Source organism: Micromonospora sp. CA-244673 (assembly GCF_050948395.1).
Taxonomy (GTDB): Bacteria; Actinomycetota; Actinomycetes; order Mycobacteriales; family Micromonosporaceae; genus Micromonospora.
This window is the reverse complement of the sequence record NZ_CP192019.1, coordinates 6927611-6954235: the sequence shown is the minus strand read 5'-3', so window position 1 is coordinate 6954235 and position 26625 is coordinate 6927611. Positions and strand designations below refer to the sequence as shown.

Sequence of the window (26625 nt, the reverse complement as noted above, 5' to 3'; positions counted from 1 at the left end):
CGAGCCTTTTAGGCTGGGCCGAATCCTGCGTCCGGGGGTGCGCGTGTCCGAGTTGCGGTTCAGCCTGGCCGACGTCGCGGGAGTGCGGTTCGCCGTCTCGCCGGCCAACGAGACGGTCATGAGCATGTGGGCGCTGGCCGATCCGGTCCGCTACGCCGTGCACCTGCCGTGGATCGACCGGGCCCGGCTGACGCTGCGCCGTCCGGAGGTGGCTGAACAGGTCCGCCCGCTGGTGGAGCTGACCCGGCCGCGCCGCTGGCTACCCGACTTCCTCACGCCGGCGGCCCGGCCGGGCATGGAGATGACCGACCAGCTCGACCAGATCGCGTCGACGCCGCCGGACGTGGTGGTCCAGGACCTGCTCGCGACCACCCCGCGAGGGCCGCTGAGTCCGTTCGGGCTGGCGCTGCTCGCCGATCCTCGCGGGCTGCTGCCGCAGCTCGTCGACGCGGTGCGGATCTGGTACGACGAGGCGATCGCCCCGGACTGGACGCGGATGCGGGCGCTGCTGGACGCCGACGTCGCGTACCGTGCCGCCCAGCTCGCCGAGGGCGGCGCCGGTCGGCTGTTCGCGCAGTTGCACCCGAGCCTGCGCTGGTTGGGCGACCGGGTGGTCAGCGACGACCCGTTCGAGCGGGACTTCGACCTCCGTGGGCGCGGACTGGCGCTGAACCCGAGCGTGTTCACCGACCGGCGGGTGCTGTGGAACCTGCTGGAGGACTCGCTGCCGGCCGGGGCGTACCCGGTCCGGGCAGTCGGGACGCTCTGGGAGCAGGCCCCGACCCCACCCGGGGATCCGCTGGTCCGGGTGGTCGGCGTCGGCCGGGCCGCGCTGCTGCACCGGCTCGACTCGGCGGTGACCACCACCGACCTGGCCCGGCTCACCGGGATGTCCGCCGGGAACGTCTCCCAGCACCTCTCCGCGCTGCACGCCGCCGGGTTGATCGCCCGGTCCCGGGCCGGGCGGCACGTGCTCTACCGCAACACCGAGGTGGGCGCCGCCCTGCTCCGCGCCGCGCGCGGCACCTGACCCGGCCGCGCCTGCCGCACGGAGTCAGCGCAGCAGCAGGGCGGCGAGCGGCCGGCGGCGGCGCAGGGCGGTCTCCCGGTCCCGCAGGTCCTCGGGAAGCGCGGCCGGGTCCCCGAGCCGGCCGATCGCGGCCACCACCAGGGGCCGGACCTCGACCGCCAGGTCCAGCTCGGCGGCGAGGCCGGCGCGGTCGAAGCGGGTGAGCTGGTGCACGTGCAGGCCGAGCGCGGTGGCCTGCACGGTCAGGTGGGCGACGGCCTGGCCGAGGTCGTACGCGGCCCGTTCCGGGTCGCCCCCGGTGTGCGCGCCGACGACCAGGGCGGCGGCGTGCCGCACCCAGCGCTGGTCGCCCTCGGGCAGGTTGACCAGGACGCGCTTCCACGTCTCGTCCTGCCGGTGGCCGAGCGCGAAGCGCCACGGCTGGGCGTTGCCGGCCGACGGCGCCCAGCGGGCGGCCTCCAGCAGGGAGGTGGCTTCGTCGCCGGTCAGCTCGGCGGCGGGGTCGAAGGCGCGCGGGCTCCAGCGGAAGGCGAGCAGCGGGGTGAGGTCGGGCATGCGGGGAAGCATCCCAGATGGGCGTTTTGCCCGCGTCGGCCGCCCCGGCAGATGTGGTCAAGGGCACCCGTAACGGACATGAAGGTCAGGACGTTCCCGCGCCCGGGCTGTCGGTCGGCGACGGCGCGTCCCGGCTCACCGGCTCGCCCTCGGTGACCGGCCCCGCCAGCGGCACGGTGGCCGGCGCCGCGCCCGGCTCGCCGGCCAGCTTCAGTGTGCCGAAGGCGGCCCGGACCGCGGCCGGGGTGCCGTCCGGCAGGTAGCAGTAGATCCCCACGTCCAGCGGGGCGTTCAGCGAGGCCGAGGTCGACTCGACCGAGTAGCACTCGCCGCTCACCCCGGGCAGCGGCGCGGCCGGCGAGACGGCGAGCGGGGCGCGCCGGTCGGTGAGCACGTCCAGCCAGTCGGTGAACGGGTGCTGCACCCGAGGATCCAGCCTGCGGGGGACGGCGTCGTCGGCGTCGCCGAGGCGTACGCAGCCCGCCGGCTGTGCCCAACCGGCCGAGGGCAGGGCGCACTGGAAGAGCCCGTCGCCGGTGGCGGCGAGCGAGACGTCGACCGTGCCGCCCTGCCCCCAACCGGGCACGTCCACCCGCCAGGTGCCGTCGTTCGCGCTGGTCACCGTGACCGTCCGGGTCGCGCCGTCGGCCGGTTCGAAGGCGTACGTGGCGGTGAGGTGCCGGTCCTGGGCGGCGGCGGCCAACGCGGCGAGCTCGTCCCGGGCCGCGTCCGCCTCGGCCGGGACCGGATCGGCGGTGCTGGTCGGGGCCGGGCTCGGCGGGTCGGCGGTGCAGGCGACCAGGAGCGCGGGCAGGGTGAGCGCCAGGGCGCCGGTCAGTCGCCGGGCCGCGCGTCGGTGTGCGTGCACCGGGACATTCTGCGGTGCCGGCCCGGCTCCCGGGAGCCCCCCGTGCGGGTGTTCCGGCCGGCGTGTCGCGCGGCCGGGCCGGTGCCGGTGACCGGCCCACGCCGGGCCGGATGGTGGGATCACCCGACCCGGCGCCAACCGCCGCCCGATACCCTGGGGAGGTCTGACACGCGCCGCCGGACCGAAGAAACCGGCGGCGCCGGCACGCTCAGGGTCGTCGCTGGGAGGGAGTGCACCGTCGTGGCACTCGTGGTGCAGAAGTACGGCGGGTCCTCCGTCGCCAACGCCGAGCGGATCAAGCGGGTGGCCGAGCGCATCGTGGCCGCCCGCAAGGCCGGCGACGACGTGGTCGTGGTGGTCTCCGCCATGGGAGACACCACCGACGAGCTGCTCGACCTGGCCAACCAGGTCAGCCCGCTGCCGCCCGGCCGCGAGCTGGACATGCTGCTCACCGCCGGCGAGCGGATCTCCATGGCGCTGCTCGCCATGGCCATCCACAACCTGGGGTACGAGGCGCGCTCGTTCACCGGCTCGCAGGCCGGCGTGCTCACCACCTCGGTGCACGGCCGGGCGCGGATCATCGACGTCACCCCGGGCCGCCTCAAGGGCGCGCTGGACGAGGGCGCGGTGGTCATCGTGGCCGGCTTCCAGGGCGTCTCGCAGGACACCAAGGACGTCACCACGCTGGGCCGGGGCGGGTCGGACACCACCGCCGTGGCCCTCGCCGCGGCGCTCGACGCGGACGTCTGCGAGATCTACACCGACGTGGACGGCGTCTTCACGGCCGACCCGCGGATCGTGCCGAACGCCCGGCACATCAAGCACATCACCTACGAGGAGATGCTGGAACTGGCCGCCTGCGGCGCCAAGGTGCTGCACCTGCGCAGCGTCGAGTACGCCCGGCGCGCAGGGTTGCCGATCCACGTCCGTTCGTCATACTCGACCAACACCGGCACGATGGTCACCGGATCGATGGAGGACCTTCCTGTGGAACAGGCACTGATCACCGGGGTCGCCCACGACCGCAGCGAGGCGAAGATCACGATCGTCGGGGTGCCCGACGAGCCGGGCGCCGCCGCGCGGATCTTCGACACCGTGGCCGGCGCCGAGATCAACATCGACATGATCGTGCAGAACGTGTCCACCGAGGGCACCGGCCGCACGGACATCTCCTTCACGCTGCCCAAGACCGACGGCCCGACGGCCATGGCCGCGCTCAGCAAGATCCAGGAGCAGGTCAAGTTCAAGGGCCTGCTCTACGACGACCACGTCGGCAAGGTCTCCCTGATCGGCGCCGGCATGCGCTCGCACCCGGGTGTCGCGGCCGGCTTCTTCGCCGCCCTCGGCGCGGCCGGGGTGAACATCGAAATGATCTCCACCTCGGAGATCCGGGTTTCCGTGGTCTGCCGGGACACCGACCTCGACAAGGCGGTCCGGGCCATCCACGACGCCTTCGAACTGGGCGGTGACACCGAAGCCGTCGTCTACGCCGGCACCGGGCGGTAGCGCGGATGTCGTCGCTGCCCACCCTCGCCGTGGTCGGGGCGACCGGCGCCGTCGGCACGGTGATGTGCCAGATCCTGTCCTCCCGGCGCAACGTGTGGGGCGAGATCCGGTTGCTCGCCTCCGAGCGCTCCGTCGGCCGCCAGATCCAGTGCCGGGGCGAGTCGCTGACCGTCCAGGCGCTCACTCCCGAGGCGTTCGACGGGGTGGACGTGGCGATGTTCGACGTCCCGGACGAGGTCTCGGCCGAGTGGGCGCCGGTCGCCGTCGGCCGGGGCGCCGTCGCCGTGGACAACTCGGGCGCGTTCCGCATGGACCGCGACGTGCCGCTGGTCGTCCCCGAGATCAATCCCGAGCAGGTGCGCAACCGGCCGAAGGGGATCATCGCCAACGCCAACTGCACCACCCTGGCGATGATCGTGGCGATCGCTCCGCTGCACCGCGAGTACGGGCTGCGCGAGCTGGTGCTCGCCTCGTACCAGGCGGTCTCCGGGGCCGGGCAGGCCGGCGTGGACGCGCTGCACGCCCAGCTCGGCAAGATCGCCGGGGACCGGGTGCTCGGCTCCCGGCCGGGCGACGTCCGGCAGGCGGTCGGCGACGAGCTGGGCCCGTTCCCGGCGCCGCTCGCGCTCAACGTGGTGCCCTGGGCCGGCTCGCTCGCGGACGGCGGCTGGTCGTCCGAGGAGCTGAAGATGCGCAACGAGTCGCGCAAGATCCTCGGGCTGCCCGACCTCAAGGTCTCCGCGACCTGCGTCCGGGTGCCCGTGGTGACCGGTCACTCGGTCGCCGTGCACGCGGTCTTCGCCACCGAGGTCGACGCCGAGGGCGCCCGTGAGGTGCTGCGCAACGCGCCCGGCGTGATCCTTGTCGACGACCCGGCCGCCGGCGAGTTCCCCATGCCGATCGACGCGGTGGGCACCGACCCGTCCTGGGTCGGCCGGATCCGCCGCGCCGTCGACGACCCGCGCGCCCTCGACCTCTTCGTCACCGGCGACAACCTGCGCAAGGGCGCCGCCCTGAACACCGCCCAGATCGCCGAACTGCTGGCCAGGGAGCTGACCCGCTGATCGCCGGCCGGCGTCCGCTCCGCCAACCTGGTGCGGGTGGCCGTGCCGGTCAGGCGGCGGAGAGCTGCACGCCGTCGCGGCCGTCCCGCTTGACGGCGTAGAGGGCCTGGTCGGCGCGGCGCAGGGTCCGCTCCGGGGTTTCGCCGGGCCGCGGGAGAGCGACGCCCACGCTGATCGTCCGGCCGGTGCGGCGGGCGGCCTCGGTGAGCCGCTCGGCGATCCGCACGGCCTCCTCCGGGCGGCTCACCTCGATCACCGCGACGAACTCGTCGCCGCCGGTGCGGTACAGCTCGTCGCCCTGGCGCAACGCACCCTCCAGCGCCCGGGCCAGCCCCACCAGCAGCTGGTCGCCGGCCTGGTGGCCGTACGTGTCGTTGACGTCCTTGAAGCCGTCCACGTCGATGGCCAGCAGCGCGGTACGCCCCGGCGTGGCGCTCGCGATCCGCTGCCCGAACGGCCCGGTGTGGCGCAGCCCGGTGAGCGGATCCGAGCTGGCCTGCTCGCGCAGCCGGGCGAGCGTACGCAGCCGGTCGAGGCAGATCCACGCCTGCCCGGCCAGCAGCTCGATGAGGTTCACCGTGGTCGGGTCCGGGCGCAGCAGCCGCTCGTCCGCGACCAGCAGCACGCCGCCGCCCTCCGCCGGGCCGACCGGCACCGCCACGAGGGTGCGCGCGCCGGCCCGGGTCAGCGGCAGGTAGTCCTCGGTCGGCGGATGCCCCTCCTCGCCCAGCGTGTACGCCGAGCCGTGCCGGTGGGCGCGGGCGATCATCCGGGCGAGCGCCGCCGGCCCGGCCTCGGCCAGCTCGGCCCGGATCCGGGTCTCCAGCGCTCCGGGGGTGCCCGTCGGCGTGCCCAGCCGGGGTTCGCGCGGGCCGGGGAGGATCAGCACGGCGGCGGAGAGCGCCGAGACGTCCCGGGCCGCGGCGATCGCGGCGGTCATCAGGTCCCAGTCGGTGGGTGCGGTGGTCATCGCGGCGGCGTGCCGGAGCAGCTTCTCGCTGCGGCTCTCGGCCGGCGGGCCGTCGAGCGCGGCGATCCGGGCGCCGAGCCGGTCGGCCAGCCGCTGCGCGGTCTTCCGCCACCGGTCGATCTCGACCGGGCCGCTCCACTGGAGGTCCAGCACGCCGAGCGGCCGGCCGGCCCGGTCCCGCACCGGCACGCAGATCTCGGCGGTGACGTCGGGGCGTACCGGGAGGTAGTCGGGGTCGGCGGTCACGTCGGGGACGGTGGCGGGCTCGCCGGAGTCGTACACCCGGGCCACGATCGACCGCTCCTGGTCCCGGCGCGGCGGGCCGGGGTTGTCGCTCGGGTTCTTCAGCGGCACGGTGGAGAAGACCTGCCACGCTCCGGTGGCGGCGACGCAGCGCAGCCGGTCGTGGACCTGGAGCAGGATCGAGATCGTCGCCGGGGTGTGCCGGGCCAGCGCCGCGACGGTCCACTGGCACGCCTCCAGCGCGGTCGACGCCATCGGAAGGCGGACCGTGACGTCCCGGACGACTCGCTCGTGATCCACGTCGTTCCTGCTCGGAGGGGGCGGGGCGCGATCAAGGGTACCCAGCGGGGGAGCCGGCGACCTTCGTACACATGTGCTATCCACAGGCTGTGGACGCGGCCTGTGGGTGACGGGACCCCGCGGCGGGGGCGGCGACGATAGCGTGAGGATCCCGGGCTCGTCAGGAGGCGCCGATGCTCATCGCCCAACTCAGCGACCCGCACGTGACCACCGGCCTGCTCGCCGCCGAGCAGGCGTCGGGGCTGCACCGGGCGCTCGGCCGGGTGCTCGCCCTGCGCCCCCGGCCGGACTGCGTGGTGATCACCGGCGACCTGGTGAACAACGGCCGGCCGGACGAGTATCTCGCGCTGCGCGAGATCATCGGACGCTTCCCGCTGCCCGTCCATCTCGCCGCGGGCAACCACGACGACCGGGAGTCGCTGCTCGACACCTTCGGCGGCACCCCGTACCTGGGTGGCGGCTTCTCGGCCTACTACCACGTGGACCAGCCGGACGGCACGCTCGTGGTGCTCGACTCGCTCGCCCCCGGCAGCGATGCCGGGCGGCTCGGCGACGAGCAGCTCGGCTGGCTCGACGGCGTGCTCGCCGGCCGTGCCGAGGTGCCCGCCGTGGTCTGCCTGCACCATCCGCCGGTCGCGGTCGGCGTCCCGGCCATGGACGCCATGGGGCTCACCGACGCCGCCGCCCTCGCCGAGGTGATCGGGCGCCACCCCCATGTGGTCCGGGTCGCCGCCGGGCACCTGCACCGGCCGGTGACCAGCGCGTTCGCCGGGACGGTGCTGACCACCGCACCGAGCACCTGGATGCAGGTCAGCCTGGCCATGACGGAGGAGGAGGAGATCGGTTGGGTCGCCGAGCCGACCGCCTTCCTGCTGCACCGGGTGGCCGACGGGGGCTGCGTGACGCACACCGTCCAGGTCAGCCACGCCGCCGGGCGGACCTGCTGGTTCTGAACGTCGACGCGCCGGAGCGTCGGCCGGGAGCGCTACCGGGCGGACCGGCAGAACCGGTCACCGTTCGGTCGGGATCAGCCACCCGGTGGTTGTATTTGCCTGCGCAGAGGTTGTCGACGCAAGCGTTTCTCGGTGACATTGGCAGCGTCGACGGCGTGCCCGCTCGACACCTGATCGTGGATCAGCAGGTGCCGCACCCTCCTGCTGGTCCGCCCCGCGCACGGCGCCGGCTCCCTGGTCCCTGGGAGCCGGCGCCGTGGGCGTGAACGGGGTCCCTCGACGCCGTCCCGTCGGCCCGAGCGGGTTCAGCCGAGCAGAGCGTCGCGCAGCGCGGGAGCCAGCACCTCCGGCGGCACCTCGTGGAAGCCACCCGCCAGGCTGAGGTGGGTGGCCCCGGGGATCGCCTCGGCGGTTGCCACGGCGGCGTCCCGCAGCCACGGCGGGCTGCCGGTGCTGTCCACCACCACGGTGGGGGCGGCGATCGCCGCGAGCCGGTCGGCGGGCAGGCCCCCGTAGCCGGTGACCGTGGTGTCATAGGCCAGGGTGTGCGCCAGCCCTGCCATCCAGCCCCACTCGGGGGCGTCGCGCATCCCGCCGACCGCCCCGGCGGGCACGCCGACCGCGTCGGTCAGGAAGAGGGCGACCGCGTCGTCGCGCCGGCCGGCCGACACGAGCTCGCTCAGCCGCCCAGCCAGCCCCGCCTTCCGGCCGCCGTGCGGGCCGGCCTGGAACGGCGGTTCGAAGAGGGCCAGCCCGGCGACCGGGACCCCCTCCGCCGCCACGTACGCGGCGAGGATCGCCCCGGAGGAGAGGCCGTAGAGGTGGGCCCCGTCGCCCGCCCGGTCGATCAGGGCCGCCACGTCCTCGATCTCGCGCTGCACCGCGTAGGGCCCGGTGTCACCACTGTCGCCGCGACCCCGGCGGTCGTAGCCGTACACGGTGAAGTCGGCGCTCAGCGCGGCGGCCAGCGGGCGGGTGGTGCCCCGGTCGTTGAAGGCCCCGCCGACCAGGATGATCGGCGGCCCGTCGCCCGCCGTCTCGTAGGCGATCGTGGTGCCGTCCGCGGAGCGCACCGAGTCCACGGTCCAGGTGGTGCCGTTCGACGTCATGGCTCCCTTCCTACTGCACGCCGGTGACAGCGGAGAGCCGTGAAGGATTTCACCTGCCCGTCATGTCCGACTCGTCGGGCAGACCGGTACAGGTCGCCGTCCATATTCACCATTCCTTGTGCCGCTCCGGTCGACCTCTCGTCCCGCGGATGAGAAGCTTGCCCCCGGCGGGGCGGTGTCCCCCGACTGCCGCCTTCCGCGATCGACCCCTGTCACGGCACGGATCAGGGTCACCGGGCGAACCATCGTCCGGACACCACGCGCCGGTATCTCACGAGGAGTTCCATGTCCGTCCCCGGGATGCGCCGCCGGGCCGCCGTCGGCCTGGCCGCACTCGCCGCCACCGCGTTCACCGCGGTCGCCGTACACCCCGACCAGGCCGAGGCCCGCCCGAAGCCGATCGACGTCAAGCTGCTCGCCATCAACGACTTCCACGGCAACCTGGAGCCGCCGACCGGTTCCAGCGGCACCATCGACGGGCAGTTCGCCGGTGGCGCGGCATACCTGGCCGCCCACCTCGACGCGCTGCGCGGCACCACGAAGAAGGAGCGGGACCACACCGTCACGGTCGCCGCGGGCGACCTGATCGGCGCCTCCCCGCTGCTCTCCGCCGCGTTCCACGACGAGCCCACCATCGAGGAGATGAACCTCGCCGGGCTCGAGTTCACCAGCGTCGGCAACCACGAGTTCGACGAGGGCGCCACCGAGCTGCTCCGGATGCAGAACGGCGGCTGCCACCCGGTCGACGGCTGCGCCGACGGCACCCCGTTCAAGGGCGCCGAGTTCCAGTACCTCTCGGCGAACGCCTTCAAGACCGCCACCGGCAAGCCGCTGCTGCCGCCGTACGGCATCAAGAAGATCGACGGCGTCAAGATCGGCTTCATCGGGATGACCCTGGAGGGCACCCCGCAGATCGTCAGCCAGCAGGGCGTCGCCGGGCTGTCCTTCGCCGACGAGGCGGACACCGCCAACAAGTACGCCCGCATCCTGCGCAAGCAGGGCGTGGAGGCCATCGTCGTGCTGCTGCACGAGGGTGGCGTGCAGAACGGCGGCGGCATCAACGACTGCACCGGGTTCAGCGGTCCGATCGTCGACATCGCGAACCGGATGGACCCGTCCATCGACGTGATCGTCAGCGGGCACACCCACGCCGCCTACAACTGCAACATCAACGGCAAGCTCGTCACGAGCGCCAGCTCCTTCGGCCGCCTGGTCACCGACATCGACCTGAAGATCGACCGGCGGAGCAGGGACATCGTCAGCGCCTCGGCGAACAACGTCGTGGTGACCCGGACCATCGACCCGGACGAGGCCACGAACGACCTGATCACCCGCTACAAGACCGCCCTCGGCCCGGTGGCCGACAAGGTGGTCGGCGAGACCACGGGCGTGCTCACCAAGACCCAGGAGAACCTGTACCAGACCGGGGTCGACGTCAACGGCAAGCCGACGTACCAGACCGGTGAGTCGCCGCTCGGCAACGTGATCGCCGACGCCCAGCTCGCCGCCACCGACAACGAGCAGAACGCGGTCGCCGCGTTCATGAACCCCGGTGGTGTCCGCGCCGACCTCGACGCCGGCCCGGTCACCTACGCCGAGGCGTTCACCGTCCAGCCGTTCGCCAACAACCTGGTGACCCTGGACCTGACCGGCGCCCAGCTCTACTGCATGCTGGAGCAGCAGTTCACCACCGCCAAGGTGCTGTACGCGTCCTCCACCGTGCACTACGTCGTCGACGTCAACGGCACCACCGCGCCGGCCGCGTCGCCGTGCACCGGCACCCGCGTGGTCCGGGGCAGCCTCACCATCAACGGCACCCCGGTCACCGACACCGCGACCTACCGGGTCACGGTGAACAACTTCCTCGCCGGCGGTGGCGACGGCTTCAGCGTCCTCACCGGTGGCACGAACGCCGTCACCGGCCTGATCGACCTGGACGCCTTCACCGCGTACCTGACCGAGAAGTCGCCGGTCTCCGCGCCGGCGCTGGACCGGATCCAGACCACCGCGGAGGTTCCGGCCGCCTGACGGCCGACCCGCACGACCGACGGGCCCCGGAGCGGATGCTCCGGGGCCCGTTCGTGTGCCGCGACAGGCGCTCAGGCGTGCGCCGGCTCCGGCTCGGGGACCACGGCGGCGACGCGGCCGTCCTGGGCGCCGGTGAGCAGCCGGCGCAGCGACAGGGCCAGCACCGAGGCGGTCAGGCACCCGCCCACCACGACCGCCACCCAGAGCCGGCCGTGCGCCGCCCCGATCAGCGGCCCCGCGGTGACCGGGCCGATGACGCCGCTGATCCCGAAGATCATCGAGCTCATGGCGTTGTAACGGCCGCGCAGCTCGTCGGTGGCGAGCGCGTTGGTCAGCGCCGGCATCACCGGCGACAGCATCGTCTCGCCGAACCCGAAGATCGCCGAGCAGGCCACCACGCCGAGCGCCGCGAGCAGCGCGTTGCCCGTGCCCACCAGGCCGGCAGCGCCGAGGACCAGCCAGGCGGTCGCGAAGACCGCGCCCACCGCCGCGAGGGCGCCCGTCCGGCTCCGGCCCTCCATCCGGCGGATCACCAGCAGCTGGGAGAGCACGATCATCACGGTGTTGCCGGCGAGCGCCCACGCCACCACCCGAGGTGACACCTCCACCACCCGCACCGAGTACGCGGCGAAGCCCACCTCGATCTGCGCGTAGCCGCAGGTGGTGAGGACCAGGCCGAAGATGACCAGCCGGCGGAACGGCCGGTCCCGCAGCACGGCGAGGTAGCCCCCGGCCCCCGGTGCGGCATCCGCCGACCGGTCCTCGACCAGGCGGTGGCCGACATGCGGCAGGGTCAGCAGGATCAGGCCCGGCATCAGGTAGCTCAGCGCGTCCAGCAGGTAGATGGCCTGGAAGGTGACCGGCCGGGCCACGTCGATCACCGCGCCGGAGATCAGGCCGCCCACGCCGATGCCCAGGTTGAGCAGCGCGAAGTTCAACCCGAACACCCGCTGCCGCTCACCGTCGCCGGTGAGCGAGGCGAGAATCGTGTTCTGGCCGGACCAGATCGCCGAGCTGCCGATGGCGATCAGCGTCATCACGCCGAACGCCGACGCCGTCGAGTCGACAAGCGCCAGCGAGCCGGTGCCGACCGCCTCGATCGCCAGGCAGGGCAGCACCACCCGACGCGCGCCGAACCGGTCGATCAGCGTGCCGCCCAGCGGCGACAGCGCCAGCGTCACCGCGCCGAACCAGCCGATCACCAGACCGGCGCGGGCGTCGCTCAGCCCGCGTACGTCGGTGAGGTAGATGAAGAGGAACGGCAGGGTGAGGCCGCGCCCGACGGCCGACAGCAGCGTGCCGATCAGGATCCGGCGGGCTTCGGGACGGGCGGGCAGGGCGCGGCGCAGCATGCCTGGATTCTGTTGCCGGGGTACGACAGGCGGCGAACGGTTTTCGGGTGGCTCACCTCACCCCGTTGCTCACGGGGTGAGGTGGGTCTCAGCCGATCGGCGTCGGTGCCGGCATCTCCGACCCCTCGACCGTGGCGGTCGACGGCGACTCCTCGACCGTGGCGGTCGACGGTGACCCCTCGACCGGCGTGGGCGACGGCGCAGCCTCCGGAGCCGTACCCGACGACGTGGCTCCCGGCACGGTGGACGCGGAGTCCGCGGGCGACGGGGTCTCGGCCGCCGGCGTGGTGGAGCCGGCGGGCGCCGACGGCGCGACGGACGGCGTGTCGGTGGGGCCGGGGGTCAGGCCGGTGGCGGGCATCGGGACCGCCGCGGTCGGGGAGGGCGTGCCGCCGGCCGTCGCCGCGACTGCCGGGTCCGTCCCGATGATCGCCACGATCTGCGCCTTGAACCCCTCCAGGCTGGCCTGGATCTCCTGCGGACCGAGCCCTCGGATGTGCTGGCCGAACCGCTCGATCTCCCGCCACAGCGCGGTGATGCGGTCCTTCGTGTCGTCGCTCAGCCCCTCGGGCACGGTGAACACGAGTTGCGAGGCCACCGCGTACGTCAGGCAGTCCCGGCAGGAGTAGTTCACGGCCGCCGACACGTTCTCCGGCACGATCACGTCGGCGGGCCCCACGACGAGCACCACCTGGAACGAGACCGCCACCGTGCGGCAGTCCCGGCAGCTCGCCAGGGCGTACGCCTCGTTGCGGTTGTCGACGTCGCCCTCGGCCCCGTCGGCCCATACGAGAGCGAACGCCACGTCGTAGACGGTGGAGCCGTCCCGGGTGTTGACCGCCAGGGCCTGGTTGTCTCCCGGGCCCGGCGCCTCGGGCGGGTTGAACGGAAACACCCAGGTCGACCGCGGGCGCCCGCCGGCCGCGGGCGAGGCGGGTTCCCGGGGCACCAGGACGAGCGCCAGTCGCTGCTCGCCCGGGGTGGGCGGCGTGGTGGCGCCGGGCCAGACGGTGGTCACCGTCCGCCGCTCCCCGACCCGGAGCGTCGGCTGGACCGCCGGCACGGCGGAATGCCGCTGCCCGGCGGGCAGTGCGTCGGCGACGGTGCCGCGCTCGTGCTCCTGCACCGGCCGGTACGTCGCCGGGTCCGGCCACCAGGCCCAGACCAGCGCCGCCACCAGCGCGCCGCCGGCCACCACCGCGCCGACGCGGTGCAGCCGCCGGCCCGCCGTGGCCCGCCAGACCGAGCGGACCGTCCGCCGCACCAGCCGGATCAGGAGGTACGCCGTGCCGAGCAGGGGCAGGCAGATGGCGAGCACGGACAGCAGCCGGACGCCGATGCTCGGGACGTCCCCGTCCACCCAGTTCGCGACCAGGAGCACGGACTGGCGCTGCAGGCCCTGCCAGGCGGTCGCCACGACCCGGGGCAGGGCCGTCACCATCAGCACCAGCGTGATCAGGAGCAGGGGCACCACGATCAGCACCCACAGGGTCACCACCACCCGCGCCCACGGCTTCAGCACCTTGGACTCCGGGCGGTTCCACCGGGTCGGAAGCAGGCCGAGCAGCGTCGGCTTGATGCGGGCGTAGAGGTCCGGCACCCCGGTCAGGTCCGCCAGGATGTGATAGCCGTCGAAGCGGACGAACGGCGCCAGTTGCCGGAGCATCTGCAGGACCTGGGCGACGATGACGAGCAGCAGCGCGTCCCACCGGGTGACCGCCCAGGTGGCGAAGATCGCCACCGCGACGATCGCGTTGAAGTACAGGCCGCCGAGGTCGACGCGGATCCGGCCCGCCCGTCCCAGGCGGTAGCTGTCGTCGACGTTGGTGTAGAAGGCGGGCCAGACCAGGTACAGGCCCACGCCCATGGTGCCGGGGGTGGCGCCGCCGTACCGGCAGGCCGCGGCGTGCCCGAACTCGTGGAAGCCGGCCGAGACGATGGTGATCGCGAAGACCAGCAGCAGCAGACCCGGCCTGTCGAACACCTGGTGGGTCGCGGAGGCGAGCCCCTTCTCGAACAGCACCCATCCGGTGGACAGCAGGAACGCGACCAGGACGAGGGCGACGACCAGGGGGCGGAACAGGACCGCGAACGGCCGGGTGATCCGTCGGGTCACCCGGGGGTTGGAGACCACGAGCCGGAACCGCAGCGCCAGCAGCGGATTGGCCTTACGTGCCGTCGGCGCGGAGCCGTCGGATCGCCGGATGAGCCCGAGCGGGCGCAGCTTCTGCTCGGTCAGCATCCGGACGTTGTCCGCGGTGACCAGACGGTCGATCCTCCGGCTGACCACCGCCGCGATCTCCGGGTAGCCGCGCCGGCCGTCCATCGCCTCGAGAACGAGGTACAGCAGGCGGGTGAGCTGGCAGGTCTGGCCGTCGGCCCGCCGTACCAGCCCGGGTGGTTGGCGGTACCCGGAGCCCGGCAGTTCGCCCAGCAGTTCAAGTCCGGGCGCGTGGGCGGGCACGACCTCCCGCGCGCCGGATCCGGTGGCCTCGGCGGTGTCCGGGTCCGGTCGGGGACCCCCCGCGGGGCGGAGCACCGTGCTGACGGTGCCCCGCCCCGGCGAGGTGATCGGGCCGGACGGCGAGATGACAGTCATCGCGCTACTGGGTGATCTCGGCCTGCTGGTCGGCCGTGGCCCGCGCCGTCACGTCGTCGAGGTGCTGGGTGATGATCGCGTCCTGCTGGGAGATGGCGGTGGCGCTGGAGTCCACCGACGCGACGTTCGCGGAGACGGCGGCGTCGATCGGGGCCGCGACGTTGGCGTTGGCGGCCACCGCGCCGGCGACCGGCGCGGCGAGGTCGGCGTCGAGGGCCACGTTGACGTCGACGTTCAGCAGGTCGCCGTCGAGGATCGAGGCCGGGTCGGTCGGGACGGTGACGTCCCCGTCGGTCGTGTCACCGGTGCCCGGGTCCGTGGTGCCCGGGTCCGTGGTGCCCGGGTCGGTCGTGCCGTCGTCGATCACGTCGTTGGACTGGTCGATCGCGCTGTCCTGGGGAGCGGTGGCGATGGCGTGGCCGGAGATGGTCTGGTCGATGAGGACGCCCTGGTCGGACAGGGCGGCCGCGGTCGAGCCCGTGGAGAGGATGTTGGCACCCACGGCGGCGTCGATCGGGGCGGCGACGTTGGCGTTGGCGGCCACCGCGAGGTCGATCGGCGCCGCGAGATCCAGCCCGAGGTCGAGGTCCACGTTGAGGTCGAGGAGGGAGATCACCTCCTTCGTGGGCAGTGCGGTCGCCGCCTCTGCGGCCAACTCGTCGAGGGACAACGGTGTGAGTTCCGGTGTGCTCACGGTCAGCTCCAATTCCGGTACGCGCGTCGCGTGCCACGGTCCTGTCATGACGTACGACCGAGCGCATCCGGCATCTCGGGCGCCGCGTGCCGCTCGATCAACAGTGCGGATCTCGGTGCCCTGGATATAGGGGGTCGAAACATCCCGGCCGGCCGGGAGGGGCACCCCTGGTGCGGCTCACCGGCGACCTGTCGGTGCGGTCTGCCATGCTGGCCCGGTGACCACGACCTGGCGCCACCTCCCCGCATCCGCCCGGGAGATCGCCGAGGCCGCCACGGAGGCCGTGACCGCCGCCGTCGAGCGCGACGGTGCGGCGTACGAGCCGGCGGTGGAGCGGCTCACCTCCGCCGACCGGGCCGGGCTGGTGCTCGGCGGGGTGGTCCGGCTGCTGCTGGAGGAGAGCCACCCCGACGGGCTGGACGGCGACGACGTCCGACAGGTGCTGGAGCGGTGCGTCCGGTCCACCGCGGCCTGGCGGCCCGACGTCGACCCGCACGTGCTGCTGGTGCTGCTGGCGGGCGCGCTCGGCGTCTACGACCCGGGCGACGACGACGCGCCGCCGGATCCGGCCGCGATCGCCCGGCACGCCCCGCTGCTCGTCGCCGACCTGCTGGCGGCCACCGGCCGGCCCCTGGCCGACTACCTGACGGCCGCGCTCGCCGAGGTCGCCCGCACCGAGCTGCACGACTGACCGCCGCTGGCGACGGTCACGGGCCGGCGACGGTCACGGGCTGGCGACGGTCACGGGCTGGCGACGGTCACGGGCTGGCGGCGAGGAAGACGAACGCGGCGAGCAGCACCAGGTGGACCCCGCCCTGGAGCACGGTCGCGCGACCCGGCACCACGGTGAGCACGCCGGTCACCGCGGTCAGCGCGAGCAGCGTCATCTGGGTGCCGCCGAGGCCCAGCAACAACGGGCCCTCCAGCCAGATCGAGGCCAGCGCTATGGCCGGGATCGTCAGGCCGATGCTGGCCATGGCCGAACCGAGCGCCAGGTTGAGGCTGATCTGCACCCGGTCCCGGCGGGCCGCCCGGGCGGCAGCGAGGGTCTCCGGCAGCAGCACCAGCAGGGCGATGACCACGCCGACGAACGCCTGCGGCAGGTTCGCCGCCTCGACGCCCGCCTCGATCGCCGGGGAGATGGTCTTCGCGTCGCCGACCACCGCGACCAGCGCCACCACCAGCAGCACCAGACTGGCCAGGGCGGTACGCCCGGACGGCGGGTCGGCGTGCCCGTCGCCGTCGGCGTCCTCGGGAATGATGCTGCCCTCCTGCGTCACCGGCAGGAAGTAGTCGCGGTGCCGGCCGGTCTGCACCATCACGAACAGGCCGTACAGGGCGAGCGAAGCGACCGCCGCGAAGGCGAGCTGTGCGGGGGAGAACTGCGGGCCGGGCCGGCTGGTGAAGGTCGGCACCACCAGGCTGAGGGTGGCGAGCGTGGCCACGGTGGCCAGCGCCCCACCCGTACCCTCCGGGTTGAACACCGCCACCCGCCGGCGCAGCGCGCCGAGCAGCAGGGACAGGCCGAGTATCCCGTTGCAGGTGATCATCACGGCGGCGAAGACGGTGTCCCGGGCCAGCGCCTGTGTCTTGTCGCCGCCGCTGATCATCAGGGTGACGATGAGACCGACCTCGATCACGGTGACCGCCACCGCGAGCACCAGGGAGCCGAGCGGCTCGCCCACCTTGTGCGCCACCACCTCGGCGTGGTGCACGGCGGCGAGCACCGCCCCGGCGAGCAGCGCGGCCACCACCACGATCAGCGGACCGGGCAGCTCCCGGCCCCAGGTGGCCGCGAGCACCAGGACCGCGATCAGGGGTAGGAGGGTGGTCCAATCGGTCAGGCGGGATCGGATCATGGCGGCCATGACATCAACCTTGCCAGGAAGAACGATCAACTGCCCGTGGCGGGACGCTTGTGATCTGTCACCGGTTCGGCTACGGGGCCGTGCCGGGTGCCTCGTGAGCCCCGGCGGAACTGGGGCATCACCGGCACCGAGCTGGCCTCCGGCACGGCGCTCTTCCTGCGCACGCCGGCACGACTGTCCTGACCGGCGGAGGGCGGGCCGCCATCCCGCGGCGCAGGAGAGGGCCCAGGGCATGACAAAAGGCCAGGTGAGATTACTTCTCACCTGGCCTTTTGGCCTCTGGTCGGGGTGGCCGGATTCGAACCGACGACCTCTTCGTCCCGAACGAAGCGCGCTACCAAGCTGCGCCACACCCCGAGGCGTGCCGACAAATAGTAGCCCACCCGCTCCGATGGTCAAACTCGGTACCCCCCGCGCCGACCCGGCCGCAGATCTTGGTAGCTGGAGGCCCCTCCAGGGGCCGTTTCGTACCAAGATCTGCGCGGTGGAGGTCAGCGGGGGATCAGGGTGAGGATGGTCGCCTCCGGGGGGCAGGCGAAGCGCACCGGCGCGGTGGGATGGGTGCCCAGGCCGGCCGAGACGTGCAGCCACGAGTCGGAACCGGGCCAGCGGTGCAGCCCGCGCGCCATCGACCGGGGCAGCCCGCAGTTGGTGACCAGCGCGCCGTAGCCGGGCACGCAGACCTGTCCACCGTGGGTGTGCCCGGCGAGCAGGAGCCCGAAGCCGTCGGCGGCCATCCGGTCCAGCACGGCCGGCTCCGGGGAGTGGGCCAGGGCGATGGAGAGCGCGGTGCCCGTGCTGACCGGCCCGGCCACGGCCGCCCAGTCGTCCCGCTCGATGTGCGGGTCGTCCACGCCGGCCAGCTCGATCTCCCGGCCCCCGGCCTTGAGGGTGGTCCGCGCGTTGTTGAGGTCCACCCAGCCGGCGCCGGTGAAGACGTCGCGCAGTTCCTCGTACGGCAGCGGCACGCCCTCGGTGTACTCCCGGTCGGGTAGGAAGTAGGTGAACGGGTTCTTCAGGACCGGCCCGGTGTAGTCGTTGGAGCCGAAGACGAAGGCGCCGGGCAGGTCGAGCAGCGGTTGCAGGGCGCGCAGCACACCCGGCACCGCGCCCGGGTGGGCCATGTTGTCCCCGGTGACCGCCACGAGATCGGGGTCGAGGGCGGCCAGCGAGGCCACCCAGTCCTGCTTGCGCCGCTGGTCAGGCATCATGTGCAGGTCCGACAGGTGCAGTACGCGCAGCGGTTCGGCGTCGGTCGGGAGCACCGGTACGTCGTACCGGCGCAGGGTGAACATGTTGCGCTCGATGAGCGACGCGTACGCCAGGGTGGCCGCCCCGGCGGCGACGGTGCCGGCCGCGAGCCGGAATAGTGTGCGCTTTCGCATGGCGTTCAGGGTAGTTTGACCGTCCATGAGCACGCTGAAGGACCGCCTCACCGCAGACATGCGCGCCGCCCTCAAGGCCCGCGACGAGCTGACCACCTCCACGCTGCGGATGGCCCTCGCGGCCGTCGGCAACGCCGAGGTCGCCGGTAAGGAGAAGCGCGAGCTGAGCGACGACGAGGTGCTCGCGGTGCTGACCAAGGAGGCGAAGAAGCGCCGCGAGGCGGCCACCGCCTTCGCCGACGCGGGTCGCGCGGAGCAGGCCGGCAAGGAGACCGCCGAGGGTGAGGTGCTGGACCGCTACCTGCCGAAGCAGCTCTCCGACGACGAGTTGGCCGGGCTGGTCTCGGGGGCGCTCGCCGCGGGCGGCTTCACCGGCAAGGCGCAGATGGGCCCGGCCATGAAGGCGGCCCAGGCCGCGGTGGCGGGCCGCGCCGAGGGCGGCCGGGTCGCCGCGGAGGTACGCCGCCAGCTCGGTCTCTGACCGCACCCCTCAGACGACGAAGCGGGCGGGCACCCGGTGGGGTGCCCGCCCGCTGGCGTTGCTCGGGTCAGCCGCGCGGTCGGCCCGGGCGGCCCTGGTTGGGCGGCGGTGGGACCACCGGCCCGCCGGGGCCGGTGCCGGTGCCGGGCTTCGGCTGGCCGCCGCCGGCGCTCACCTCGATCATCACCACGCCGCCCTTGATGGTGCGCCCGTCCGGGCTGGTGCCGGCCGCGGTGCCCACCGGGCACTCCGACGGGACCTTGCTGTCGGAGACCACCGGTTCGAAGCCGGCGCCGCGCAGCCGCGACTTGGCGGTGTCGACGGACTCGCACTTCACGCCGGGGATGGAGCGCTGATCGCCCTCGATGATCTTCCCGCTGGGCGGGGTGAAGTTGATCCGTTCCTTGCCCTTCATGGCGTCGCGCAGCGTCTGGTAGACCGCCGGGTTGATGCCCCAGGGCACCTCGTTGTGCCTCATCCGCTGGTTGGTCTGCGGCCAGTCCGGGTCGGCCTCGATGCCGGCCACCGCGTACTGCTTGGTCATGGCGACCAGGGCGGAGGTCTTGTCCCCGTCGGTGGTGCCGGACTTGCCGGCCACCGGGGCGTTGACGATGCCCCGGACGTTGCTCGCGGTGCCGTTCTTGCACTTGGACGTCGACGAGCGGTCACCCAGCGGGCAGCGCGCCGCGTCCACGGCGGCCCGGGCCACCTGCGTGCTGATCCGCTGCTCGCAGCGCGGGTTGGCGATGTCCAGCTTCTCGCCGTCCGGGCCCCGGATCTCCTGCACCGGGATCGGCTCGCAGTATTTCCCGTCGGCCGCCAGCGTGGCGTACGCGTTGGCCAGTTCCAGCGGAGTGGTCTGCGAGACGCCCAGGGTGAACGCGCCCCACTGGTGCGCGGCGTCCTTGTTCGCGGCGAAGCTGGCGTCGTTGGAGGCCCGGAAGGTGATGCCGAGCTTCTCGGCGGCCTTCACCACGTTCTCCGCGCCGACCCGCTGCTGCAGTTCGACGAAGAAGGTGTTGACCGAGGCGCCGAAGCCGCTCCACATGGTGTGCACGCCCGCCATCGACTTCCCGGCGTTCTGCGGGCAGTAGAAGTGCGTGCCCTTGCACGCCGCCGGGTTGCCGGAGTCGATGATGTATTCCGACCTGAACTGGTGCTGCGCGTTGATGGTGTAGCTGAGCGGGTAGCCCTTCTCCAGGGCCGCCACCAGCGTGAAGATCTTGAACGTCGAGCCGGCCTGGTAGCCGGTGATGCCGCCGCCGCCGGTGACCAGGGGGTTCACCGTGTTCGGGCGGTTGCCCCGGATGTTCTTCTTGGCCTTCTTCGGGTCGCTGGAGATCTTGTTCTGCGGGTGGTCCGGGTCGTCGAGCTTGAAGTTCCGGTTGACCGCGACGGCGCGGACCCGCCCGCTGCCCGGCTCGACGACGGCCACCATCCGGGCGGCCGTGGCCGACTCGCTCAGTTGGTTGCGGACCGCCTTGTCGGCGCCCTTCTGCGCCTGCACGTCCAGGGAGGTGGTGATGGTGTAGCCACCGCTCTTCAGCCGCCGCTCCCGGTCGTACGAGGTGGAGCCGAAGGTCTCCTGCTGGAGCCACCAGCGGTAGAAGTAGTCGCAGAAGAAGCCCCAGGACCGGGTGTTGGTGGCGACGCAGCCGTTCGGGGTGCGCTTCTTCGCCACCTTGAGCTTGATCTGCTTGGCCTGGTCGGCCTGCTCCTTGGTGATGGCGCCGATCTGCACCATGTTGTCGATGACGTAGTCACGCCGGCCGACCGCGTCGTCGTAGCCGGCCGTGGTGGTCGGGTCGAACGCGGTCGGCGCCTTCACCAGGCCGGCGAGCATCGCCGACTCCTGGATGTCGAGCTTGCTCGGCGGCTTGTTGAAGTAGACCTGGCTGGCGGCGTAGATGCCGTACGCGCCGTTGCCGAAGGCGGCGATGTTCAGGTAGCGCTCCAGGATCTCGTCCTTGGAGAGCTCCTTGTCGATCTGCAGCGCGTAGCGCATCTCGCGCAGCTTGCGGGCGCTGGTGTCCTCGGTCGCGGCCACCACGTCGGCCGGGTGCGTCGCCGAGTACGAGATGGCCAGCCGGACGTACTGCATGGTGAGCGTCGAGGCGCCCTGCCGCGAGTTCGTCCCGGACTGGTTGTTGACGAACGCCCGGGCCACACCGTTGAGGTCCACGCCGTTGTGCTTGTAGAAGTCGTGGTCCTCGGCCGCGATGATGGCCTTCTGCATGATCGGCGCGATGTCCTTGAGCTTCACGTCGCGCCGGTTTTCGTCGTACATCGTGGCCAGCGGCGTCTTGCCGTCGGAGGCCAGCAGGTAAGTGATCTGCGGGGCCCGGGCCACCGTCAGTTCGGTGGGGAGCGCGCCGAAGGTTTCGGCCCCCGCCTTGGCGGCAAGTCCGGACATCGCCACCGCGGGGAAGGCCGCCGCGGCGACCACCACGCCGGCCAACAGGCCACAGATGAGTAGCGATGCGGCGTTGGTCAGCACGTTGTGGTCACGTTTCCGCATCCAGGTCACCTCGACAGGGTACGCGAGTAGGGAACGAGGGGCGCGCGGGGAAGTTTCCCCATTTCCTGCGCGCGCCGGCCTCGTTGTGCTAAACGCACGAACCCCGGTGCGTGGTTGCGTGAAACCTGGCAGAAGTCTCCCCCGAACGGGGGAGTGGCGCAGCGTTTTCACCTACTCCGCCGGGGTAGACGGCGGGCGAAAGCCCGGGAAGCCGGGAGTGTCCGGAATGATGGATTTCGCCGACAACGTTGCGTAATCAGGCGACTACACAGCATGATGGTGGCGGCGACAGCAGCCACACGTCGTCCGCGCCGCCCTGGGGAGGCCGGCCCGGACGACCGGGGGGAACCGGACGGCTGGTCGCGCGAAGTCGGTAGGCACAGCAAGGGGGGACGTGTACAGATGGGCATGATCACTGACTGGCCGTCACTGGCGGCGTGTCAGAACGGGGACCCGGACGCGTTGTTCGTACAGGGCGCCGAACAGAACGTGGCGAAGAGGATCTGCCGGAGCTGCCCAGTTCGGTACGAGTGCCTGGCCGACGCGCTCGACAACCGGATCGAGTTCGGTGTGTGGGGTGGCATGACCGAACGCGAGCGCCGGGCGTTGCTGCGGCGGCACCCGCAGGTCACCAGCTGGCGCAAGATGTTCGAGGCGGCCATGAAGAAGAACGCCAAGGAGAAGGCCGGCCGGGACAAGGTCCTCGTGACCACGGCCAACTGACCGACGCGCCGGTCGGCCGCGCCGCTCAGCGCCGGCTGATCGCCTCGCCGATCGTCCGCAGCCCGTCGACGTCGTGCACGTCGGCGGGCTGCGCCGTCACCGACACCGCCGGCACCGCCGGGAACGCCTCGGTGAACCGGGCCGCCACCCGCTCCTCACGTGCCGCCTGCTCGGCGAGCGTGGCGTGCGCCCGCAGCACCTCGGCGGTGCGCTCGTGCCCGCCCGCATCGGCCAGCCGCTCCGCGGCGGCCAGACTGTCCGCCGCGGACAGGTCCGGCACCGCCGGCCGGTGCACCCGGTTGAGCACCAGGCCGGCGAGCGGCATCCGCTCGGCGCCCAGCCGGCCGGCGAAGTAGGCGGCCTCCCGGACCGCGTCCGGCTCCGGTGCCGCGACCAGCAGGAACGCCGTCTCCCGGGCCTGGAGGATGCGGTACGTCTGCTCGGCCCGCTGGCGGAACCCGCCGAACATCGAGTCCAGCGCGGCGACGAAGCCGGACAGGTCGGTGAGCAACTGGGCGCCGATCACCTTCTGCACCACCTTCGAGAACATCCCGAAGCTGGCCGTCACCAGGCTGAACATGCTCCGCCCGCCGCTGCGGGCCGGGGCGAGCAGCAGCCGCAGCATGCGCCCGTCGAGGAAGCGGGAGAGCCGGGCCGGCGCGTCCAGGAAGTCGAGCGCCGAGCGGGACGGCGGGGTGTCGACCACGATGAGGTCCCACTCGCCCCGCGCGTGCAGCTGGCCCAGCTTCTCCATCGCCATGTATTCCTGCGTGCCGGCGAAGGTGGAGCTCATGGCCTGGTAGAAGGGGTTGGCGAAGATCTCCGCCGCCTTCGCCGGATCGGTGTGCTGGAGCACCACGTCGTCGAAGGTGCGCTTCATGTCGAGCATCATGGCGTGCAACTGACCGCCGCTGGACTCGACGTCGATGCCCTTGACCTGGCGTGGGGTGTTGTCCAGCTCGGTCAGGCCGAGCGACTGGGCCAGCCGGCGGGCCGGGTCGATGGTGAGCACCACCGTCCGCCGGCCGTGCCGCTCGGCCGCCCGCAGCGCCAGCGCCGCCGCGGTGGTCGTCTTGCCCACTCCGCCCGCCCCGCAGCAGACCACGATCCGTACGCCCGGATCGGCGAGGATCTGGTCGACGTCCAGCGGTGGCGCCGCGTCTTCGGAAGGCACCAATCGAGCGTATCGGTCGAGAGGGTCTCTCTGCTCCGTGCCGGCCGCAGGTGTGAGTCAATCCGCCCGGACGAGCGTCTCGGCAAGCGTCTCCAGCCCCGCCCGGTCGACCCCGCCGGGCAGCAGCGGCAGCTCGGTCAGGGGCCGGCCCAGCTCCTCCAGGTCGGCGCGGAGCGAGTCCTCCAGCTCCCGGCGTACCTGCTGGTCACGGGCCTCGGAGGCGAGGCCGGCCACGGTCCGGGCGTCGGTCGGCAGGCCGGCGGCGGCCAGCCCGCGCTTCAGCTCGGCGGCGGTCACCGGACGGTCGGCGGGCACCGGAGGCCGGGCCCCGTTGACGATCACCCGGCCGACCGGGAAGCCGAGGTTGGTCAGCTCGGCGATCGCGTCGACGGTCTCCTGGACCGGCATCTCCTCCAGCAGCGTGACCACGTGCACCGCGGTCATCGGCGACCGGAGCAGCGCTGAGACCCCCTCGCTCTGGGTCTTGATCGGGCCGACCTTGGCCAGCCGGGCGGTCTCCGCGGTCACGTTGAGGAAGCGGCCGATCCGCCCGGTCGGCGGCGCGTCCAGCACCACCGCGTCGTACGCCCGGCGTTGCCCGCTGGTCCGCGTGGTCGCCTCCTTGACCTTGCCGGTGAGCAGCACGTCCCGCAGGCCCGGGGCGATGGTGGTGGCGAAGTCGATGGCGCCCAGCTTGCGCAGCGCGCGGCCGGCCGCGCCGAGCTTGTAGAACATGTCCAGGTACTCGAGGAGCGCCTCCTCGGCGTCGACCGCCAGGGCGCGCACCTCGCCGCCGCCCGGTGCGTCGGCCAGGTGCCGCTCCTCGTAGGGCAGCGGGTCGGTGCCGAAGAGCTGGGCGATGCCCTGCCGCCCCTCCACCTCGACGAGCAGGGTGCGCCGGCCGCCGGCGGCCAGCCCGAGGGCCAGCGCCGCCGCCACGCTGGTCTTGCCCGTGCCGCCCTTGCCGGTCACCACGTGCAGGCGGGCCGGCCATCTGCCGGCGGACTCGGCCGGCTGCTCAGTCGCTGCCACCCGTCGAGCCTATCCAGCCGCCGCGGTCAGGCGACCTCGCAGACCCACCAACCCGTCTTCCGCACCACGGTGAAACGCAGTTCCTGGTCGGCCATCTTCTCGTCGGCGGTGGTCATGGTGACCCGGGTGCTGACCGTGGCCCGGTCCCCGGTCTGGTTGTCCACCTTCGGGGTGGTCCAGCGGAACCGCGCGTTCTGGTACTGCCCGGCGTACTTCCGCACCTCGGCGACCTTGGCGGCGATCTTCTCGTCGTCGCGGGACGCCGAGCAGACGAAGGTGGCCGCCGCGCGGGCGTCCCGGTCCTTGTAGACGGCGGTGAGGAAGCCGTCCACCGCGACCGTCGGCTCCTTGGCGCCCTGGCCGTCCTCGGCCTGGCGCAGGGCGAGGAACGCGGCCGTGCCGCCACCGCCGCAGAGCAGGATCGCCGCGGCCAGCACGATCGAGGCGATCAGCAGGCCGCGCCGCTTCTTCGGGGCGGTCGGCTGCGGGTACGGCGGGTAGCCGGGCGCCGGTGCGGGCAGGGCGCCGGGGGCCGGCGCGGCGCCGGCGGGCGGCTCCGGGTGGGCGGGACCTCCGGGCGAGCCGGCGGCGCCACCGATGGGCGGTTGGGTCATGTCGTTCCCCCGGGGTGCGGCGCGCCGACGCCGCCCCAGGCGACGGACACGTGATCGAGCGTGGCGGGCGAGCACGGGCACTCATCCAGACCGGAAGGGTAGCGGTCGGCGGACGGCTTGCCAGCCCCGCGTACGCCGCGCCGCGCCGGGCCGGACGTGAGCCCGCCGCCGCCTTCCGGATCGGGAATGTGTCGCATATGTGACTGCGGGTGACCGGTTGTGCGCGTCCCGTTGCCGGGACTCCCCGCAGGTCCTACGTTCGTCGCGACGCGGGGGCCGGACCGGGGACGGTCCCGAGCCGAATGGTGGTGACTGTGAACAGGTACGAGGCCCGGAGGCAGCGGATGCGCGACGAGGAGAACACTCCCCGAGCCCAGTTCCCCGGCGAGCGGGCCGGGCGGCCCGGCGACGCCGAGGGGTCCGGCGCGGGAGCGCCGTTCAACGAGCGGTCCTACCGCCCGCCGACCGAGGTGGTGCGCACCCTGGTCCGGCCGGCCGGGCGGGGCCGCGACGAGGAGGAGCCCGGCTACGTCATCCACCTGCCGGTCCGGGTCCCCGACCTGGCGGCGGCCACCGCGCTCGCCGGCACCGTGGCCACCTCGCTGGGCTTCCTCGGCGAGCTGGACGCGGGCGAGACCACGGTCTCCACCGCCGACGACCAGAACAACCGGCACCGGGTCTTCTGCGACCTGCTGCTGCCCGACCGCACCCGGTGCCCCCAGCGGTACGAGCACGAGGGCCCCTGCGGCGAGCCGCCCGCTGCGCCCGAGCAGCGTCCCGCGTCCCCGTAGCGGCGCCGGACCGTAGGCTGTGCCTGACCGAAGTCCATGCCAGGCAAGGGAGCCTTGACTCGATGCAGAAGTGGGAATACGCCACGGTCCCGCTGCTGGTCCACGCGACCAAGCAGATCCTCGACAACTGGGGCGAGGACGGCTGGGAGCTGGTCTCCGTGGTTCCCGGCCCGAATCCGGAGCAGCTCGTCGCCTACCTGAAGCGCCCGAAGGGCGGGGCGGCATGAGCAACGGACCGCACGCGAAGCTCGCGGAGCTCGGCCTGACCCTGCCCGAGGTGGCGTCGCCGCTGGCCAGCTACGTGCCGGCCGTCCAGTCCGGGCAGCACGTCTACGTCTCGGGCCAGCTCCCGATCGTCGAGGGCAAGCTGCTCGCCACCGGCAAGGTCGGCAACGGCGTCTCCGCCGAGCAGGCGAAGGACCTGGCGCAGCGGTGCGCGCTGAACGCCCTCGCCGCGGTCGACGCGCTGGTCGGGCTGGAGAACGTGGTCAAGATCGTCAAGCTGAGCGGCTTCGTGGCCAGCGCCCCGGGCTTCACCGGCCAGCCCGGCGTGGTCAACGGCGCCTCCGAGCTGTTCGGCGCCGTCTTCGGCGAGGCCGGCCGGCACGCCCGCAGCGCGGTGGGCGTCGCCGAGCTTCCCCTCGACGCCCCCGTCGAGGTCGAGGTCATCGTCGAGGTCGCCTGACGCTGCGTACCCGTGATCTTGCCGGTGTCGGTGGGGCAGAGGGCTCGCAAGGGGACATAACCCCTGGCGGCACCGCAAGATCG

24 protein-coding genes and 1 tRNA gene are annotated in these 26625 nt (G+C 73.0%); 11 read left to right on the top strand and 14 right to left on the bottom strand.

The window, feature by feature from the left end:
- Positions 1–43 precede the first annotated feature (43 nt).
- Positions 44–1030: an ArsR family transcriptional regulator gene (locus tag ACQP12_RS32020; protein ID WP_433283749.1), complete on the top strand. Its 987-nt coding sequence runs from the start codon at positions 44–46 to the stop codon at positions 1028–1030.
- Between the two features lie 24 nt (positions 1031–1054).
- Here the strand turns inward: ACQP12_RS32020 and ACQP12_RS32015 are convergent, their stop codons facing one another.
- Together ACQP12_RS32015 and ACQP12_RS32010 are read right to left on the bottom strand one after the other, a co-directional pair.
- Entirely contained in the window at positions 1055–1585 is a 531-nt protein-coding gene (locus ACQP12_RS32015) for a nitroreductase family protein (RefSeq protein WP_433283747.1), read from the bottom strand.
- 85 nt (positions 1586–1670) lie between these two features.
- Complete coding sequence (locus tag ACQP12_RS32010; RefSeq protein WP_433283745.1) at positions 1671–2453, bottom strand: hypothetical protein; 783 nt, start codon at positions 2451–2453, stop codon at positions 1671–1673.
- Between the two features lie 240 nt (positions 2454–2693).
- Here ACQP12_RS32010 and ACQP12_RS32005 point away from each other — a divergent pair, with 240 nt between their 5' ends.
- Both ACQP12_RS32005 and ACQP12_RS32000 read left to right on the top strand, forming a co-directional pair.
- A complete protein-coding gene (locus ACQP12_RS32005) occupies positions 2694–3959 on the top strand; it encodes an aspartate kinase (protein WP_151462326.1) in 1266 nt (421 codons plus the stop codon).
- A 5-nt stretch (positions 3960–3964) separates the two neighbouring features.
- Positions 3965–5023: an aspartate-semialdehyde dehydrogenase gene (locus ACQP12_RS32000; protein ID WP_433283743.1), complete on the top strand. Its 1059-nt coding sequence runs from the start codon at positions 3965–3967 to the stop codon at positions 5021–5023.
- A 49-nt stretch (positions 5024–5072) separates the two neighbouring features.
- Here ACQP12_RS32000 and ACQP12_RS31995 read toward each other — a convergent pair whose 3' ends face one another.
- A complete protein-coding gene (locus ACQP12_RS31995) occupies positions 5073–6491 on the bottom strand; it encodes a diguanylate cyclase (RefSeq protein WP_433289549.1) in 1419 nt (472 codons plus the stop codon).
- Between the two features lie 218 nt (positions 6492–6709).
- On the opposite strand from ACQP12_RS31995, the gene ACQP12_RS31990 reads away from it, so the two are divergent.
- Positions 6710–7489 carry a phosphodiesterase gene (locus ACQP12_RS31990; RefSeq protein ID WP_433283741.1) on the top strand — a complete coding sequence of 260 codons (780 nt, stop codon included), beginning with the start codon at positions 6710–6712 and terminating at the stop codon, positions 7487–7489.
- A 305-nt stretch (positions 7490–7794) separates the two neighbouring features.
- Here the strand turns inward: ACQP12_RS31990 and ACQP12_RS31985 are convergent, their stop codons facing one another.
- The gene (locus ACQP12_RS31985) at positions 7795–8598 is read right to left on the bottom strand and encodes an alpha/beta fold hydrolase (protein WP_433283739.1); all 804 of its coding nucleotides are present in this window, start codon (positions 8596–8598) and stop codon (positions 7795–7797) included.
- Positions 8599–8883: 285 nt separating this feature from the next.
- On the opposite strand from ACQP12_RS31985, the gene ACQP12_RS31980 reads away from it, so the two are divergent.
- On the top strand, positions 8884–10626 hold the full coding sequence (locus tag ACQP12_RS31980; RefSeq protein ID WP_433283737.1) for a bifunctional metallophosphatase/5'-nucleotidase: 1743 nt from the start codon (positions 8884–8886) through the stop codon (positions 10624–10626).
- Positions 10627–10697: 71 nt separating this feature from the next.
- Here ACQP12_RS31980 and ACQP12_RS31975 read toward each other — a convergent pair whose 3' ends face one another.
- The 3 genes from ACQP12_RS31975 to ACQP12_RS31965 form a co-directional block, all read right to left on the bottom strand.
- A complete protein-coding gene (locus ACQP12_RS31975; RefSeq protein ID WP_357941876.1) occupies positions 10698–11978 on the bottom strand; it encodes an MFS transporter in 1281 nt (426 codons plus the stop codon).
- An 88-nt stretch (positions 11979–12066) separates the two neighbouring features.
- Positions 12067–14577: a hypothetical protein gene (locus tag ACQP12_RS31970; protein ID WP_433283734.1), complete on the bottom strand. Its 2511-nt coding sequence runs from the start codon at positions 14575–14577 to the stop codon at positions 12067–12069.
- 4 nt (positions 14578–14581) lie between these two features.
- Complete coding sequence (locus tag ACQP12_RS31965) at positions 14582–15271, bottom strand: hypothetical protein (RefSeq protein WP_357941872.1); 690 nt, start codon at positions 15269–15271, stop codon at positions 14582–14584.
- A gap of 217 nt (positions 15272–15488) precedes the next feature.
- On the opposite strand from ACQP12_RS31965, the gene ACQP12_RS31960 reads away from it, so the two are divergent.
- Positions 15489–15962, top strand: a complete 474-nt coding sequence (locus ACQP12_RS31960; RefSeq protein WP_433283732.1) for a hypothetical protein — start codon at positions 15489–15491, stop codon at positions 15960–15962.
- Positions 15963–16029: 67 nt separating this feature from the next.
- Here the strand turns inward: ACQP12_RS31960 and ACQP12_RS31955 are convergent, their stop codons facing one another.
- From ACQP12_RS31955 to ACQP12_RS31945, 3 genes are all read right to left on the bottom strand, one after another.
- Positions 16030–17130 carry a calcium:proton antiporter gene (locus ACQP12_RS31955; protein WP_357942004.1) on the bottom strand — a complete coding sequence of 367 codons (1101 nt, stop codon included), beginning with the start codon at positions 17128–17130 and terminating at the stop codon, positions 16030–16032.
- 289 nt (positions 17131–17419) lie between these two features.
- A tRNA-Pro gene (locus tag ACQP12_RS31950) sits at positions 17420–17496 on the bottom strand.
- Between the two features lie 134 nt (positions 17497–17630).
- Entirely contained in the window at positions 17631–18524 is an 894-nt protein-coding gene (locus ACQP12_RS31945; RefSeq protein WP_433283730.1) for a metallophosphoesterase, read from the bottom strand.
- A gap of 25 nt (positions 18525–18549) precedes the next feature.
- Here ACQP12_RS31945 and ACQP12_RS31940 point away from each other — a divergent pair, with 25 nt between their 5' ends.
- Complete coding sequence (locus tag ACQP12_RS31940) at positions 18550–19005, top strand: GatB/YqeY domain-containing protein (protein ID WP_357941867.1); 456 nt, start codon at positions 18550–18552, stop codon at positions 19003–19005.
- Between the two features lie 67 nt (positions 19006–19072).
- Here ACQP12_RS31940 and ACQP12_RS31935 read toward each other — a convergent pair whose 3' ends face one another.
- Complete coding sequence (locus ACQP12_RS31935) at positions 19073–21523, bottom strand: penicillin-binding protein (protein WP_433283728.1); 2451 nt, start codon at positions 21521–21523, stop codon at positions 19073–19075.
- Between the two features lie 402 nt (positions 21524–21925).
- On the opposite strand from ACQP12_RS31935, the gene ACQP12_RS31930 reads away from it, so the two are divergent.
- On the top strand, positions 21926–22246 hold the full coding sequence (locus ACQP12_RS31930) for a WhiB family transcriptional regulator (protein ID WP_091266889.1): 321 nt from the start codon (positions 21926–21928) through the stop codon (positions 22244–22246).
- 25 nt (positions 22247–22271) lie between these two features.
- On the opposite strand, the gene ACQP12_RS31925 is transcribed toward ACQP12_RS31930, so the two are convergent.
- The 3 genes from ACQP12_RS31925 to ACQP12_RS31915 are packed head-to-tail and all read right to left on the bottom strand — an operon-like array spanning position 22272 to position 25066.
- Entirely contained in the window at positions 22272–23423 is a 1152-nt protein-coding gene (locus ACQP12_RS31925) for an ArsA family ATPase (protein WP_433283725.1), read from the bottom strand.
- 54 nt (positions 23424–23477) lie between these two features.
- Entirely contained in the window at positions 23478–24452 is a 975-nt protein-coding gene (locus ACQP12_RS31920; protein WP_357941861.1) for an ArsA-related P-loop ATPase, read from the bottom strand.
- 26 nt (positions 24453–24478) lie between these two features.
- Complete coding sequence (locus ACQP12_RS31915; protein WP_433283723.1) at positions 24479–25066, bottom strand: Rv0361 family membrane protein; 588 nt, start codon at positions 25064–25066, stop codon at positions 24479–24481.
- A 344-nt stretch (positions 25067–25410) separates the two neighbouring features.
- On the opposite strand from ACQP12_RS31915, the gene ACQP12_RS31910 reads away from it, so the two are divergent.
- The 3 genes from ACQP12_RS31910 (at position 25411) to ACQP12_RS31900 (ending at position 26542) form a co-directional block, all read left to right on the top strand.
- Entirely contained in the window at positions 25411–25857 is a 447-nt protein-coding gene (locus ACQP12_RS31910) for a hypothetical protein (protein ID WP_433289546.1), read from the top strand.
- A gap of 62 nt (positions 25858–25919) precedes the next feature.
- Positions 25920–26084, top strand: a complete 165-nt coding sequence (locus tag ACQP12_RS31905; protein WP_357941855.1) for a hypothetical protein — start codon at positions 25920–25922, stop codon at positions 26082–26084.
- Positions 26081–26542 carry a RidA family protein gene (locus tag ACQP12_RS31900; protein ID WP_357941853.1) on the top strand — a complete coding sequence of 154 codons (462 nt, stop codon included), beginning with the start codon at positions 26081–26083 and terminating at the stop codon, positions 26540–26542. Before ACQP12_RS31905 ends, ACQP12_RS31900 begins: the two co-directional genes overlap by 4 nt.
- Positions 26543–26625 lie beyond the last annotated feature (83 nt).